General features: G+C 69.2%; 13 protein-coding genes. 1 reads left to right on the plus strand and 12 read right to left on the minus strand.

Going from position 1 to position 15803, the window contains the following annotated elements; translation table 11 throughout:
• The 12 genes from O3305_RS19570 to O3305_RS19625 all read right to left on the minus strand — a co-directional run bounded on the left by O3305_RS19570 (position 1) and on the right by O3305_RS19625 (position 13565).
• Complete coding sequence (locus tag O3305_RS19570) at positions 1 to 1224, minus strand: TraB/TrbI/VirB10 family type IV secretion system protein (RefSeq protein ID WP_269574021.1); 1224 nt, start codon at positions 1222 to 1224, stop codon at positions 1 to 3.
• Positions 1221 to 2171, minus strand: a complete 951-nt coding sequence (trbG, locus tag O3305_RS19575; protein ID WP_269574022.1) for a P-type conjugative transfer protein TrbG — start codon at positions 2169 to 2171, stop codon at positions 1221 to 1223. Before trbG ends, O3305_RS19570 begins: the two co-directional genes overlap by 4 nt.
• Positions 2168 to 2974 (minus strand): conjugal transfer protein TrbF, encoded by an 807-nt coding sequence (trbF, locus tag O3305_RS19580; protein ID WP_269574023.1) that lies wholly within the window; start codon positions 2972 to 2974, stop codon positions 2168 to 2170. Before trbF ends, trbG begins: the two co-directional genes overlap by 4 nt.
• Entirely contained in the window at positions 2974 to 4278 is a 1305-nt protein-coding gene (gene trbL, locus O3305_RS19585) for a P-type conjugative transfer protein TrbL (protein ID WP_269574024.1), read from the minus strand. The genes trbF and trbL overlap by 1 nt, the downstream gene beginning before the upstream one ends.
• A gap of 114 nt (positions 4279 to 4392) precedes the next feature.
• The gene (gene trbJ, locus O3305_RS19590) at positions 4393 to 5133 is read right to left on the minus strand and encodes a P-type conjugative transfer protein TrbJ (RefSeq protein WP_269574025.1); all 741 of its coding nucleotides are present in this window, start codon (positions 5131 to 5133) and stop codon (positions 4393 to 4395) included.
• A 5-nt stretch (positions 5134 to 5138) separates the two neighbouring features.
• Complete coding sequence (gene trbE / locus O3305_RS19595) at positions 5139 to 7577, minus strand: conjugal transfer protein TrbE (RefSeq protein ID WP_269574026.1); 2439 nt, start codon at positions 7575 to 7577, stop codon at positions 5139 to 5141.
• Positions 7571 to 7843 (minus strand): VirB3 family type IV secretion system protein, encoded by a 273-nt coding sequence (locus O3305_RS19600; RefSeq protein WP_269574027.1) that lies wholly within the window; start codon positions 7841 to 7843, stop codon positions 7571 to 7573. The genes trbE and O3305_RS19600 overlap by 7 nt, the downstream gene beginning before the upstream one ends.
• Positions 7840 to 8166: a TrbC/VirB2 family type IV secretion system protein gene (locus O3305_RS19605; RefSeq protein WP_269574028.1), complete on the minus strand. Its 327-nt coding sequence runs from the start codon at positions 8164 to 8166 to the stop codon at positions 7840 to 7842. The genes O3305_RS19600 and O3305_RS19605 overlap by 4 nt, the downstream gene beginning before the upstream one ends.
• 2 nt (positions 8167 to 8168) lie before the next feature.
• Entirely contained in the window at positions 8169 to 9155 is a 987-nt protein-coding gene (gene trbB / locus O3305_RS19610; protein WP_269574029.1) for a P-type conjugative transfer ATPase TrbB, read from the minus strand.
• Positions 9152 to 9553 carry a CopG family transcriptional regulator gene (locus O3305_RS19615; RefSeq protein ID WP_269574030.1) on the minus strand — a complete coding sequence of 134 codons (402 nt, stop codon included), beginning with the start codon at positions 9551 to 9553 and terminating at the stop codon, positions 9152 to 9154. Before O3305_RS19615 ends, trbB begins: the two co-directional genes overlap by 4 nt.
• A 1-nt stretch (position 9554) precedes the next feature.
• Positions 9555 to 11576 (minus strand): conjugal transfer protein TraG, encoded by a 2022-nt coding sequence (locus O3305_RS19620; RefSeq protein WP_269574031.1) that lies wholly within the window; start codon positions 11574 to 11576, stop codon positions 9555 to 9557.
• Between the two features lie 324 nt (positions 11577 to 11900).
• Positions 11901 to 13565: a ShlB/FhaC/HecB family hemolysin secretion/activation protein gene (locus O3305_RS19625; protein ID WP_269574032.1), complete on the minus strand. Its 1665-nt coding sequence runs from the start codon at positions 13563 to 13565 to the stop codon at positions 11901 to 11903.
• A gap of 149 nt (positions 13566 to 13714) precedes the next feature.
• Between O3305_RS19625 and O3305_RS19630 the strand changes: the two genes are divergently transcribed.
• Complete coding sequence (locus O3305_RS19630; protein WP_269574033.1) at positions 13715 to 15799, plus strand: FecR domain-containing protein; 2085 nt, start codon at positions 13715 to 13717, stop codon at positions 15797 to 15799.
• Positions 15800 to 15803: the final 4 nt, after the last annotated feature.

The following is a 15803-nucleotide window of genomic DNA, read 5'->3' on the forward strand; positions in this document are numbered from 1 at the left end:
TTATTGCTCCTGGCCGGGCCATGGCGCGAGGACGATGTCCTTGTGCACCACGACGCGGAGTGGCCAGCCGGGCCGCACCTTGATGGTCGGCTGGACGTTGAGGTTCTTGGTGACGATCTGGTCGCCGGCGCGCGACGTGCCCTGCTGTGCGGATTCGCGGATCGCGCGGACGAGATCGCTTTCGCGGTCGCCCAGGCTCAGCTCGGTCCCGACGCCGAGCAGCGTCGACAGCGCCACGCCCTTGAGCAGCTGCCAGGTGTGGGCATCGACCTTGTCTGCAAGGCCGGCATAGCCGGCCATGTCGGTCGCGGGCACATTGTCGATCCGGATCGAGCTGCCGTTCGGCAGGACGATCCGCTGCCAGACGACCAGAGCCCGGCTTTGCCCATAGGCCACGACGCTGTCGTAGCTTCCGATCAGCCGGGCACCCTGCGGAACCAGCAGGATATGGCCGGTAGCGCTGTCATAGGCGTTCTCGGTCACCTGCGCGGTGACGAGCCCGGGCAGGTCCGAGTTGAGACCGGTGACGAGGCTGGCGGCGATGATGCTGCCCGCACTCAGCGTATAGGGTGATGGCGATGCCATAAGCGCATGCGGATTGATGTCGCCGGTCTGATCCTTTCCGGCGAGGAAGTCGGCCTTGCGTTGCTGGCTGCCCGGATCTCGCGCCGGATCGACCGCGATCGTCCCCGATGGCGCCTCCCGCGCCGGAACCGCGCCCGGTGCAGCGGAAGCTGGAGCAGCACCGGTTGCGTGCTCGGCAGCGCCGAGCTGCATCATGATGCCGGATTCGCGGGCCGCCTTGCGCTCGGCGAGAAGCCGCTGTCGCTCGGCTTCGGCCGCCTGCGCGGCCTGGTCCGAGGAGCCCGGGGTCGGCAATCCGCCAAGCGCCTCCTGCCGGCGCAGGATCGGACGCCCGAGATCGCCGGGGAGCGGCGGCCCGAGCCTGGGCACATCGCCATAGCCTTTCGGCGCGCCGGCGAGGGCGTCGTCGGGCGCATGGTTGGCGATGTCCTTCTGGTCCTCGGCACCGGCGACGATCCGGAAGGTCGCGGGCTTGAGCGCAACCCAGGTGACCCCGACGATCGCCGTCGATCCCAGCGCCGCGATCGCGATGATCGCGCCGCGACGGAAGCGGATGATCCGGTTCGGGCGGCCGCGCAGCACCAGCGTCTCGGGATCGAGCTTGGGCGAGGTCGCCGCGGCAGGAACGGTCTCGCTCATGATGCCCTCCGCTGCCGCCGGCTTCGGTCGGCGCCGAGCCGGACGATGCGGACCACGGCCTGTTTCTTCGTGCCCAGCCGAAGCTCGGCGGCGTCGAACAGCCGGTCGACCACATAGAAGCGGCCAGCCATGCGGTAGTTGACGAGCTGCGCATCGCCCCTGTTGCCGATGACGAACAGCGGCGGCGCCTCGCCGACGCCGACGCTCGCCGGGAATTCGACGAACGTCTGCCGCCCGTCGTCGAATGCGCGCAGCGGCCGCCAAGCCGGCCTGTCGCCGGTCACCGCATAGCCGAAGTCGAGCCGCTCGACAGCGAGGCCCGAAGCGACCGGCCTTGCCGCTTCCGCCGACGCCTGCTGGCGGCGGATCGCGATCATCTTGTCCTGCGGATAGGTCCAGGACAAGGCAGCCATGGCGGTGGCCGGCGTGCTGTCGAGCTGGAGATGATAGGCGCGCCGGTCGGTCGTGATGACGAGGTTGGTCGAGAGCCCGGCGGCGAACGGCTTGACGAGGATATGGACGCGCCTGCTCTCGCCGGAACCGCTGGTCGTGTCGCCGACGGTCCAGCGCGCCGTGTCGCCCGCCGCCACCGAGACGATCGCCTCTCCGGGCTGCAGGGCGATGTCGCTGACCCGCTCGGGCGCGGCGAACAGGCGGTAGAGGACGCCCTCGCCATAAGGGTAGACCTGCACGGCGTTGACGAAGGCCGGTGCCGCGGGCTCCTGGGTAGCCTTCGCATTCGCAGTGCGAACCCGAAGCTCGGCTGGCGACGGCTTGTGGCGACGGGGCGCCACGGGAGGAGGCACTACCGACGGGGGAGCGATGGTAGTCGCGACCGGCGGCGAGCTGGGACTCGCCGTGGCGGCCTGAGGCGGCTGGGGCGGCGAGGTTTGCGCGAAAGCGGGCACAGCGACGAGCGCGCTCGCCGCAAGCAGGATGCGGTTCATGGGCGGTTCTCCGGTTGGGCTTGGGAGGGCTGGCCGAGGCGGGGATCGAGTGGCGATCCGCTGGGCACGCCGGGATCCGGCACGGGCGTCGGCGCCGTGCCCGACGAATGGTCGGCAGGCGTCTCGAGCTCGCGGCTCCAGTCGATCGCATCGACATAGAGGCCGAGCGGGTTCCTGCGCAGCGTCTCGGCGTCGCGCGGCGGCTTAAGCACGACGGTGACGATCGCGGTCCAGCGCGACGTGCCTGAAAGGCTCCCGCGGTCATAGGCGCGCTCGGCCCATTTCACCTGGAAGCTCGTCGCAGACGCGCGGACGACGCTGGTCACCTGGACCGATACGGTCTTGTCGCCGACATCGGCGAACGGGTTCGCCGAGCGGGCATATTCGCCGAGGAAGATGGCGCCGCGCTTCGACGCGAAGTCATAGGCCTGGAGCCAGTTCTCGCGCATCAGCACCGCGTCGAGCGACCGTCCACGGATGTCGGTGACGAAGCGCGCAAGGAACCAGGCGAGTTGGGGGTCGGTCGGCCGGTATTCGGCGGTGGCGGGAGACACTGCCTGTGCCTGGCCGAGGCTGTCGACCGCGACGACATAGGGGACGACGCGGCTCTGCATCGACTGCCAGACCAGCGCGCCGGACAGGCCGGTCGTCAGCGCCAGCCCGCCGAACGCCATCAGCCGCCAGTTGCTCGCCTGGGCCCGGGCGGAGCCGATCCGCTCGTCCCAGAGCTGGCCCGCGCGGCGGTACGGTGTCTCGGGTTCGTCCGTGCGCCCGTAGCGCTGGACGGCACGTTTGAAGCGCATCAGTCCTTCTCCTTGATGTCGGGGGTCGCGCCGCCGCCGCCGCGATCCGAACCCTGGAGGGCGTGGATCGCCGCTTGGCGATGGTGACGGCGGGATTGCGTGTTCTGGAGGTCGCGCGCCCAACCCGGCATGGCGTTAGACGCAGGAGCCGCCGCTTCCCCGGGGTTGGCCTGCGCGCCCGTCGTCCCGGCATTCCAGGCAGCGCGCTGGCCTTCGGCCGTCGCCGCGCGGAACCCGAGCCCGCCGCTCATGCGCTGGGCGACCGCACCGCGCGCGGCGCTCGCGACGCCGCCCATGCCGGCCGCGACCGATTTCGATCCGGAGGTCTCCTGGCCGAGCTTGTACGCGGTCGAGGCTGCCGACCCCATCGAGGTGCCGGCGCGGATCGCGCCGAGCCCGGCACCGGCCAGCCCCTTCGCCGCAGCCATGCCCGCGCCGCCGGCGACCGCGAACCCGCCTGCCGCGAGCGCCGTGGTCGCGACCGCAGAGCCGGCGCCGAGCTGCGGCGCGCCGGAGGCGAGCCCGGAGGCGATGCCCGGCCCGAAGATGCCGAGGCCGAACAATGCGAGGCTCGCGAGCACGAGGCTCATCGCCTGGCCGATATCGGGCTCCTTGCCCTGGAGCGCGGAGGCGAACTCGGTGAAGAAGCCCGACCCGATGCCGACGACCACCGCGAGCACCATCACCTTGATGCCCGACGAGATGACGTTGCCGAGCACGCGTTCGGCGAGGAAACTGGTCCGGTTCCACAGCGCGAACGGCACGAGGATGAACCCGGCGAGCGTCGTCAGCTTGAACTCGAGGATGCAGACGAACATCTGCACGGCGAGGATGAAGAAGGCGACGATCACGATCACCCAGGCGATCAGGAGCACCATGATCGTCATGAAGTTCTCGAAGAAGGTCGTGAAGCCGAGCAGGTCGCTGGCCTGGTCGAGCAGCGGCCAGGCCGCCTGGAACCCGGTGCCCGCGAGGCGGCCCGGGCGGAGCAGGTCGTCGGCGGAGAGCGTTCCCCCGCCGGCGGTCAACCCTGCCTGGGCGAAGGAGCGGAAGATGATGTCGGCGAGCGTGGAGAAGCGGTTCAGGATCAGCGCGAACACGCCGATATAGAGGATCTTCTTGAGGAAGCGGCCGATCATGTCGTCCTCGCCGCCCATCGCCCAGAACAGGCCGGCGAGCGTGATGTCGATGCCGATCAGCACGGATGTCAGGAAGCCGACATCGGGCCCGAGCAGGCCGAACCCGCTATCGATGTAGCGGATGAAGTCGGCCATGAACCGGTCGATCACGTTGAGGTCGTTCACGGGTTCTTCCTTGGATCTGGGTGCCGCGGGGCCCGGCCAGGGGGAGCGATTGGCCAGGGCCCCGCGGGCTGCGACCGCGGCGGCAGGGGGCTTGGTCCGCCGCGGCCGGTCTCGCTATTGCCGGGGCGTGTAGGCGGTGCCGGTGCCGAGGAACCTGCGCGTCGCGGCGCGCGACGCCTCGGACTCGGTCAGCTGGCGCTGCTTCTCGAGCGCGTCGGCACGGAACTGCGCGGCCATCATCTGCTGGAGGGCCATGCCCTGCTTGGCGGTGAGCGCGAGCAGCTGGTTGGTTGCCTGGCCGACGGCAAGCGCGCCTTCCGCGCCCTGGCTGCGCGCCGCGATCTCGGCCAGCGCCTCGGCATCCTCGCGCGCCTGCTGCACGATCCCGCTCTGGACGGTCATCGTCCGGCGCAGGGCGTCGGTGCTCGCGTCGTAGCGCGCACGGGCCGCCTGCAGCCGCTGGTCGCGTGTCGAGGCGGGATCGAAGCTGCGCGGATAGAGCGACTTCAGCCTTGCCTCGAGCTGGTCCACCTCGAAGTCGACGCTCTGCGCCTGCTGCATCAGCCGGTCGATACCGTCGAGCTTGTCGAGCAGCGCCTGGAGCTGCGGAAAGGCGATGCCCTTCAGGTTCCTGTCCAGCCGGAGCAGCATCTGCGCCTCGTTCTGGAGCGACTGGATCTGGTTGTTGACCTGCTGGAGCGTGCGCGCCGCGGTCAGGACGGTCTGGCTGTAATTGGTGGGGTCGAACACCGTGATCTGCGCGTGTGCGCTGGTCACGAAGCCCATCGTCAGCGAGCCCAGGGCGCCGAGGCCCAGCGCCGTCGCGATCAGGTTCTTGCGGGTGAGGATACGCATCAGGTCTACTCCTTCGCTTGGGGATCGGGGAATTGGGCGAGCAGCGCCGCGGCCCAGTCGAGCCCGGCCTCCTCGAGGAAGCGCGCGGCGAATCCGGCCGGACCGTGCGCGGCGAGCAGCGCGTCGATGCGCGCCTGCGTGGCGGGATCGGAGGCGCCGCACAGCGCGAGCGCGATGGGCCCGAGACCCAGCTCGAAGAGGCGGTTGCCGGCCGCGGACTGGAGGTAATAATGCCGCTTGGGCGTCGCGCGGCTGACGAGCTCGATCTGCCGGTCGTTGAGCCCGAACCGCTGATAGGCCGCACGTCCCTGCGGCTCGATCGCCGCGGCATTGGGAAGCAGGATGCGCTGCGGGCAACTCTCGATGATGGCGGGCGCGATGCCGCTGTCGGCGATGTCGGCGAGGCTCTGGCTCGCGAAGATCACCGCGACATTCTTCTTGCGCAGCGTCTTCAGCCACTCGCGGATGCGCGCGGCGAACAGCGGGTGGTCGAGGAACTTCCAGGCCTCGTCGAGGATCAGCAATGTCGGGCGTCCGGTGAACCGCGCCTCGAGCCGGTGGAAGAGATAGGTCAGGACCGGCGCGACCACGCTGCCGGCGCCCATCAGCGCCTCAGTCTCGAAGCACTGGACGTCCGCCATGCGCAGATCGTCCTCGGCCGCGTCGAGCAGCCGGCCGAACGGACCTTCGAGCGTATAGGGCGCGAGCGCCGAGCGCAGCGCCATCGACTGGAGCAGCAGCGACAGGCCGGTGAGCGTCCGCTCCTCGATCGGCGCGCTCGTCAGGCTGGTCAGCGCCGACCAGACGGCCTCCTTCACCTCCGGCGTGACCACGACCTTCTCGTGCGCGAGCAGCGCGGCGATCCATTCTGCCGCCCAGGCACGCTCGCCGGCGTCGCCGATCCCGGCGAGCGGCTGGAACGCGATCGTCTCGCCGGCGTCGCCGCCGAGCCCGAGGCCATGATGCGCACCGCCCATCGCCAGCGTAGCCGCGCGCGCCGAGCGGCCCATGTCGAAGAGGTAGAGCTGGCTCCCCGCATAGCGGCGGAACTGGAGCGCGATCAGCGCGAGCAGGACCGACTTGCCGGCACCGGTCGGCCCGACGATCATCATATGCCCGACATCGCCGACATGGGTCGAAAGCCGGAACGGGGTCGACCCGCTGGTCTCGGCATGGAGGAGCGGCGGCCCATCGAGATGCCGGTTGCGAGCTGACCCCGCCCAGACGCTCGACAACGGCATCAGGTGTGCGAGGTTGAGCGTATGGACGAGCGGCTGCCGGACATTGGCATAGGCCTGCCCGGGCAGGCTCGAAAGCCAGGCCTCGACCGCGTTCAGCCCCTCGCGGATGCAGGTGAAGCCGAGCCCGTTGACGATCCGCTCGACCGCGCGGACCTTGTCCTCGACGCGGGCGCGATCCTCGTCGGCGACGGTGATCGTCGTGGTGAGGTAGCCGAAGGCGACATGGTCGCCGCCCAGCGCCTGGAGCGCGAGATCGGCGTCGGCGGTCTTGTTGTCGGCGTCGCTGTCGAGCAGCTGGACCGGCTGGTTGTAGATCACCTCGCGCAGCATCGCAGTGACCGACTTGCGCTTGTTGAACCATTGGCGGCGCAGCCGCGTCAGCGCCTTGGTAGCGTCGGTCTTGTCGAGCGCGATGAACCGCGTGACCCAGCGATAGCCGAAATCCTGGTGGTTGAGCGCGTCGAGGATCCCGGGCCGGCTGAGGCCGGGGAAGCCGAGGATGGTCAGCGTGCGCAGGTGCAGGCTACCGAGCATCGGCTCGAGCCCGCCGGTCAGCGGCGTATCGGCGAGCAGCCCGTCGAGATACATCGGCGTCTCGGGCACGCGCACGCCGTGGCGTCGCGTCGAGATCGTGCCGTGAAGGAAGGAGAGCGTCTCCGCATCGTCGAGCGCGGCGATCTCGGGCATGAAGCCCGAGAAGAGATCGAGCGCGCGATCGGTCTCCGCGACGAACCCGGCCAGCGCTTGGCGCCAGTCGCGGCCCTGCGGCGCATCGGCACGCTCGACCAGCGCGCGACCGGCGCTGTCCGCCTGGTCGGGCGGCGGCAGGAAGGTCAAAGTGAGATGGTAGCGGCTCTCGAAATGGGCACCCGCCGCCTCGAACGACGCGCGCCGTTCCTCGTCGACCAGCCAGGACGCCGCGTCCGGGAAGCCGCTCGCCGGATAGCCCGGTGCCTCGCGACGCTCGGCCTCGATGTGCAGCGCCCAGCCCGAGCCGAAGCGCTTGAGCACATTGTTGGCGCGTGCACATGTCGAGACCAGCTCGGCCTCGGTCGCCGATTCAAGGTCGGGACCGCGGAAGCGCAGCGTGCGCTGGAAGCCGCCGTCCTTGTTGAGCACCACGCCGGGCGCGACCAGCGCCGCCCAGGGGAGATGATCGGCCAGCCGGCCGGCGCGGTTGCGATATTCGCGCAGGTTCAGCATGCGAGATATCCCCGCTGGCGCAGGTGGCGCGCGAGCACCGAAGCGAAGTCCGGGTCGCGCTTCGCCGCGAAGACCGCGATGGTGTGGCCCACGGCCCAGACCAGCACGCCCGCGATCCATTGCTGGAGCCCGAGGCCCAGCGCGGCGGCGACGGTGCCGTTGACGATCGCGATGGCGTGCGGCGCGCCGCCGAGCAGGATCGGCTCGGCGAGCGACCGGTGGAGCGGCGCCTCGAACCCGTCGAGATGCTGGCCGTCGCCGATCATGCCAGCAGCGCCCCGCCGCCGAACGAGAAGAAGGACAGGAAGAAGCTCGAGGCCGCGAACGCGATGCTCAGGCCGAAGATGATCTGGATGAGCCGGCGGAAGCCGCCGGCCGTCTCGCCGAACGCCAGCGTCAGGCCGGTCACGATGATGATGATCACCGCGACAATCTTGGCGACCGGGCCCTGGACCGACTCCAGCACCTGCTGGAGCGGCTCCTCCCACGGCATGCCGGTTCCGGAGGCCCAGGCCTGCCCGGCGGCCAGGACGGCGATGGCGGCGCCGGCCAGCAGGCGCGGCTTGGCGGGCAGGTCTATGGTCTTCATGGTCAGGCTCCTTGGCTGGTGGGAAGGTGGAACGGGGCGAGCGCGTAGGCGCCGGTGTCGGGATCGACGCCGACGACGCGCGCGATCGCGTCGACCGAGCGGTGGGCACCGCGTCCGGCGATGAAGACGACGAGGTCGATCGCCTCGGCGACGAGGCGGCGGGGTACGGTGACGACCGCTTCCTGGACGAGCTGTTCGACGCGGTAGAGCGCGGCCTCGGCCGAGTTGGCGTGGACGGTCGCGATCCCGCCGGGGTGCCCGGTGTTCCAGGCCTTGAGCATATCGAGCGCCTCGGGTCCGCGGACCTCGCCGACGATGATCCGGTCCGGGCGGAGGCGGAGCGTCGAGCGCACCAGGTCGGTCATCGACACGATTCCCGGGCGGGTGCGCAGCGCAACCGTGTCCGGCGCCGGGCTCTGCAGCTCTCGCGTATCCTCGATCAGGATGACGCGGGCATCCACCCAGCGCATCTCGGCTAGCAGCGCGTTGGCGAGGGTCGTCTTGCCCGAGCTCGTCCCGCCGGCGATGAGGATGTTGAACCGCTGGGTGACCGCCGCCCTGAGCGCGTCCGCCATCGCGGCGGACATGATCCCGTCCGCCGCATAGTCGTCCAGCGTGTAGAGACGCTGGGCGGGCTTGCGGATCGAGAAGCAGGGCCCCGTCGAAACGGGTGGCAGCACGCCTTCAAAGCGTTCGCCGGCCCGGCCATCGAGATGGTGCGGCAGCTCGGCAGAAATGATCGGCTGCGCCGCATGGACCTCGGCACGGGCATGGCTCGCGACCAGCCGGACGATCCGCTCGACTTGCGACGCCTCCAGGATGACGCCAGTGTTGATCCGGCCTTCGCCGAGCCGGTCGAGGCGCAGCGTCCCGTCGGGATTGACCATGACCTCGATCACCAACGGATCGGCGAGCGCTGAGGCGATGTCGGATCCCATCGCGGTGCGCAGCATCGCCCGCCGGCGATCGGACGAGAGGATCTCGCTCATCGCTCCTCCTCCGCGGGAAAGAGCGTGCGCCTGCCGGTCGCGACGGCGCGGCCGACCTGGGTGACGAATGCCTCGAAGCGCTCGCGCGCAAGCGCGCGGCCCGCCACGTCGTTCTCGGCCAGAGGTGCCTGGATCGAGAGTTCGAACCGGATGAACAGCGCGAGCGTCTCTAGCGCGACATGGCCGTCGCGCTCGATGCGGCCCAGCGCATTGGACATCCGGTCGAGGCGCCGTGCGAAGCGATCCTCGAGCTCGGAGGCGCCGCGACGGTTGAGCCAGGCGGTCACCGCATCGGCCAAGATCGCGGACTTGCTGGCGCCGGGGGCCGCGGCAAGCGCCTCCAGACGGTCGCTGACCGGCTTCGGCAGGAAGAGTTGGTGGCGGACGCGATCGGCCATCTCAAAAGTCCAGCTCGAGATTGCCGGGCCGCTTGTCGGCCATGTCCAGCGCATAGGCGCGCCGCGCGGTGCCGGTCGTGGCCTGGTCCATAGCGCGTTTGTCGGCGGCGAGGTCGCCCTCGTCCTCGCCCAGCCCGAGCGGATCGGCAGGTGCCAGATCGACAGGTGCGGCGGCGACAATTTCCTGGGCGGGATGGCGCGCCTGCTCGAGACCGCCGGCCTCCTCCTCGTCTTCGGCAACGGCCTCGACGAGCCTCGCGTCGACCGGGCGGACACGGTCCTGCCAGTCATGGGCGCGCTGGGGCGGCAGGTCGGCCGCCCCGCCGCGTTCAAGCGTCGGAGGCGGGAAAACGCACGCCTTGAACTGCGCATCCTCGAAGTAGCGAAGCTTCCGGGCGCGGACCGGCGGGTAGCCTGCGACCAGCACAACCTCGTCCGTCGGCGGCAGCTGCATGACTTCGCCGGGCGTCAGCAGTGCGCGGGCGGTCTCCTGACGGCTGACCATGACGTGCGCGAGCCAGGGCGCGAGGCGGTGGCCGGCATAGTTGCGCATGGCGCGCTGCTCGGTCGCGGTCCCGAGCGCGTCGGAGATCCGCTTGGCCGTCCGCTCGTCGTTCGTCGCGAAGGCGACGCGGACATGGCAGTTGTCGAGGATGGCATTGTGCTCGCCGTAAGCCTTCTCGATCTGGTTCAGGCTCTGGGCGATCAGGAAGGCGCGGACACCGTAGCCGGCGAGGAAGGCCAGGCTGGTCTCGAAGAAGTCGAGGCGGCCGAGCGCCGGAAACTCGTCGAGCATCAGCAGCAGCCTGTGGCGCCCAGGTGCGCCGGCGGCGTGGAGCTGCTCGGTGAGGCGCCGGCCGATCTGGTTGAGCAAGAGGCGGATCAGCGGCTTGGTCCGGCTGATGTCCGAGGGCGGGACGACCAGGTAAAGCGACACCGGATGGGGCGCGGCGACCAGATCGTCGACGCGCCAGTCGGAAACTGCCGTGACCGCGGCGACCGTCGGATCACGGTAGAGCCCGAGGAACGACATAGCCGTCGACAGCACGCCCGAGCGCTCGTTGTCGGACTTGTTGAGCACCTCGCGCGCGGCCGAGGCGACGACCGGATGCACCAGCGGCATCTCCTCGGTGCCGAGATGATTGGTCGTCATCATCGCGCGCAGCGTTGCGACGAACGGGCGCTCGGGGTCGGACAGGAAGGTCGCGACGCGGGCGAGCGTCTTCTCCTCCTCGGCGTAGAGAATGTGGAGGATCGCGCCGACCAGCAGCGAATGGCTGGTCTTTTCCCAATGGTTGCGCCGCTCGAGCGCACCCTCGGGATCGACCAGGATATCGGCGATGTTCTGGACATCACGGACCTCGTCGGGGCCCCGGCGCACCTCGAGCAGCGGATTGTAGCGGGCCGAGCGCGCGTCGGTCGGGTTGAAGAGCAGGCAATGCGAGAAGCGCGACCGCCAGCCCGCGGTCAGCTGCCAGTTCTCGCCCTTGATGTCGTGGACGACGGCGGAACCGGTCCAGCCGAGCAGGGTCGGCACGACGAGACCGACGCCCTTACCCGAGCGCGTCGGCGCGAAGGCCATGACGTGCTCCGGCCCATCATGCCTGAGATAGCGCGAGTCTGCGCGCCCAAGGAACACGCCCGCTTCGGCTGCCAGGCCCGCGGCGCGGATTTCGCGAGGACCCGCCCAGCGCGCGGATCCATAGGTCGTGACGTTGCGCTGCTGGCGTGCACGCCAGATCGAGCCGGCGACCGCCGCGCCACAGCCCAACAGGCCGCCGGCGGCCGCGATCGCGCCGGCTTGGTCGAAGACAACCGGCGCATAGGCGTCGAAATGAAACCACCAGGGGAAGATCGACCAGGGCGCGTAAACGGGCGTTTCCCCGAACCGGAACCAGGGCGTGCCGAGCTCGGGCTGATAGGCGAGCGCCGCCGCCGCCCACTGCGTCGCGAACCAGATTCCAGCCACGACGATCGCGGCGACAACCAGCATCTGACCAAGGAGGAGCTTCGTCGGTGTCATGCGTGCCTCCGCCCGCGCGACTCAATGTCCGGGGCTCGGCCTCAAGACTCGCTCGTTGTTCAAACCGGCATCAGTTGCTCGCTGGTGACTCAAGGTGCCTCGCTGGTGCCATTCCGACTCTCGTCTTCAATGGAGCCGTCAGCGGGCTGGCGATTTTTGCGCGGATTTATACTGGTAGCCACCGTCCGCTCGATGCTGATCGCCAGTGCTATCCAGCAGCGATTAGTTGGGCGGAGGCGTCCGCGCTCCGCGTCTGAGCTGCCATGGAAGGGCCGACGCCGCCGCGCATGGGAAACCCGTTTCTTTCGAGTCTTGAAGGCTTGGTCAAAAAGCTTGAATCACCCGAACCTTCACTTTTGCGGACTCGTCCCCAGTATCGTAGCGCGGCCCGGTTAGCGGAGCGGCGACTTCGATATTGGCTCCCAGATGGTCGGTGACGTCGGCGCGGATGCCGCCGCCAGCGGACGCGAGCGTTCCGCCGCCAAAGCCGTTCTCGAGATTGGCGACCTTGCCGCCGTCGACAAAGGCATAGAGCTGCGCGCGCTGGACCAAGCCGAAGGGGCGGTCGATCATGTAGCGGAGCTCAGCAAGGCCGGCGACGCCCTGATCGCCCGTCCGCTCGCTCCAGTCATAGCCGCGCAGAAACGCAGTCCCACCCAGCCCGAATTCCTCGGTCACCAGCAGGGGCGCTGAGGCCAGCTGGCTTTGCGCGGCGAGACGCAGGCTGAAGCCGCTGCCCAGGCCGACCGTCCAATCGGCCCAGCTGTTCAGCGCAGTGAAGGTGCCGTCGGCATCGAAGCGCGACGCCAGCGGATCGCGGCGCCCGGTCGCGCCGAGGATGCCGAGGCCCTGGGACAGAGTCGTGCTGAAGCGGAACCGGCCTCCGGCCACCGCCGCATTGCCGTAGAGGGTCGCGCGGAAGGTGACGGTGCGGTCGTCACGCAGCAGGTCGCCGGCGCGGCGCTGCTGAAGCGTGCGGATGCCGAGATCGCCTTCGAACCAAAGACTCGCAGTGCGCCGCCGCCAGAGCGGCTGGAGCAGGCTGACGTCGGCCGACCAGCTGCTGCTTTCGAGCTTATAGGCGCGCAAATAAGCGCCAGGCTGCGTCTGTGATGCCGAGCCGGTCAACGCAATTTCGGTGCCGCCCGTGCCGACGCGCTTGGAATAGCGCGCGCGGACATAGCCGAGCTCGCCGGGCTCCGCGGGGGTTCCCGAGAAGGTGAGGCTGAAGCTGTCGTCGTGGAAGAAAAGCGCGTTGACGTCGATGTCGAGCCGCGCCTGGAGCGGCCCGAGCGGGCGGGTGCCGTCATTGTTGATGCCGATGCGCCCGGTCACGCGCTCGCGGCTGGCGCGGACGAGCAGCACACCCTTGCCCTTCTCGCGGAAGAAGCGGCTCGACCGGATGCGCGCGCCATCGATGTCGCCGGCGATCAGCAGCCGGCGCTCGATCTCGCCCATCCGCACCGGCTTACCGTCGACGAGCGGCTGCAGCGCGCTGCGGATCGCGGGATCGGCGACGCCATCGAAGCGGATCTCGTCGATCCGGCCTTCGTCGATGCGCACGGCGAGCACGCCCTTGTCGAGGCGCTGCGGCTCGATCCAGGCGGCGGCGAGCTGATAGCCGCGCTCCTGGGCTCGGCGCGTAATCGCAGTGGCGAGCGCGCGCAGGTCGTCGGGGCTCAGCGTCCTGCCGACCCGCTCGGCCAGGACATCGGCGAAATCGGCGGGCTGCAACGCTTCGAGACCGATCAGCACGATCGCCCCGACGGTGATCGCCGGGCCGGCCGGAGCCTCCGCCGCAGGCGTCTCGACCTGGACCTCGACGGGTGCAGGGACGTTTGGCCGGGCCGGCGAGGCTTCCTTGCGCTCGTTCTGGCTATTGTCGATCGGATTGATGCGGTCGAGCGCATTCTGCGCCGCCGCAGGGCTTGCGACGACGAAAGCAAGACTGGTCAGGCAGGTGGCCAGCAAGGCCTTGGAGCGCAACATTTCACAACATGGATTAGTAATATTGCGTAGGTGGATAGAGGCTAACCCGTTTAATTTTCGTCAAATTTCTGGTGTGTTAACTACGTAGGCCAACTGAGCCGAAACCCCCGCCGCCCTAAATTGCGGGCATAATTTGGGGGCTTTTCCGCATGATCCGCACGTTCAAGCTGCTCGCCGGCGCGTTCTTCCTGCTATTTACGCAAACCGCAATCGCGCAGGTCCCGGCATGGACGCTGAGCGAGGCGAGCGGCCGCGTCACGGTGCGAGACAATGCGGGCGAGCATGCCGCGCGGCGGGGCATGACGGTCGCGCCGGGCGCAACACTTTCTACCGGCACCGGGTCACGCGCAGTGGTCGTGCGCGGCAAGGATTTCGTCACCGTGGCGGCGAACAGCCGCATCCGCATCCCGACCGCCGTCCAGAATAGCGGCGGCTTCGACGTGGTGCAGGAATGGGGCAATGCGATCTTCCAGATCGAGAAGAAGAAGAACCCGCATTTCGGCGTGCGCACCCCCTATCTCGCCGCCGTGGTCAAGGGCACGACCTTCTCGATCACCGTGACGCGCGAGGGTGCTTCGCTCCAGGTTCTGGAGGGCGCGGTCGAGACCTCGACCGGCGACGGCGGCGCGCGCGAGCTCATCCGACCGGGCATCGTCGCTTCGGTATCCGCTGCCGACCAGTTCCGCCTGACTGTGCGCGGGGCCGATACGCGCACGATCGATTCTCCGGCGCGCGGCACTGCGCCCGCGCAGGCGCCCCAACCGCAGGACGCCGCACCGGCGTCCGGCGGCACCGAATCGACGCCGACCGGCGGTAGCGAGGCCGAGGAGGGCCCCAGCGGCGCCGACCTGCTTGCCGCGCAGACGATCAGCGAGACAATTACGGCACAGCCCACCGATCTCGGCAAGGCGACCGGCGGGCTCGTCGGCGGTACCAGCGCGGTCCAGGTGGCGAGCGCCGAGGTCGTCGCCCTGACGCGTATCGATAGCGGCCGCAACAATTCCGGCGGCAACGGCCAGGGCAACAACGGCAATGGCGGTGCCAGCTCGGGCTCGGGATCGGGCAGCGACGCCTGGACCGGCAACAACGGGAACGGAAGCGCTCAGGGCGGCAACGGCCAGGGCAACAATGGCAACGGCAACGGCAATGGCGGTGCCAGCTCGGGTTCGGGATCGGGCAGCGACGCCGGGACCGGCAACAACGGCAACGGGAACGGAAACGATCAGGGCGGCAACGGCCAGGGCAACAACGGCAATGGCGGTGCCAGCTCGGGCTCGAGTTCGGGCAGCGACGCCGGGACCGGCAACAACGGCAACGGCAACGGAAACGATCAGGGCGGCAACGGCCAGGGCAACAACGGCAATGGCAACGGCAATGGCGGTGCCAGCTCGGGCTCGGGATCGGGCAGCGACGCCGGGACCGGCAACAACGGCAACGGCAACGGAAACGATCAGGGCGGCAACGGCCAGGGCAACAACGGCAACGGCAACGGCAATGGCGGTGCCAGCTCGGGTTCGGGATCGGGCAGCGACGCCGGGACCGGCAACAACGGCAACGGTAACGGCAATGGCGGTGCCAGCTCGGGCTCGAGTTCGGGCAGCGACACCGGGACCGGCAACAACGGCAACGGCAACGGCAACGGCAATGGCGGTGCCAGCTCGGGCTCGAGTTCGGGCAGCGACGATGTCGGTACAGGGGATAACGGCAATGGCCAAGGCAACGGCGACGGCAGTGCCAGCTCGGGTTCTGGCAGCGACGATGTCGGTACCGGGAGCAACGGCAATGGCCAGGGCAACGGCAACGGCGGGGTTAGCTCGGGCTCGGGCAGCGACGATGTCGGCACCGGAAACAACGGCAACGGACAGGGCAACGGCAACGGCGGGGTTAGCTCGGGCTCGGGCAGCGACGATGTCGGCACCGGAAACAACGGCAACGGCCAGGGTAACGGCAACGGCGGGGCCAGCTCGGGCTCGGGCAGCGACGATGTCGGCACCGGAAACAACGGCAACGGCCAGGGTAACGGCAACGGCGGTGCCAGCTCGGGTTCGGGCAGCGATGATGTCGGGACCGGCAATAACGGCAACGGCAATGGGAACGGCAACGGCAATGGCGGCGCCAACTCGGGTTCGGGCACGAGCACTGATGTCTCGGTCGATGTCGGCGTCGATACCGGAATCGCTCCGGGCAAGGGGAAGGGCAGAAACCCTGGCAAGCACAATGTGCGCGGCGATTGATGCC

Origin of the sequence: Sphingomonas sp. NIBR02145 (assembly GCF_027359115.1) — a bacterium.
GTDB lineage: Bacteria > Pseudomonadota > Alphaproteobacteria > Sphingomonadales > Sphingomonadaceae > Sphingomonas > Sphingomonas kyeonggiensis_A.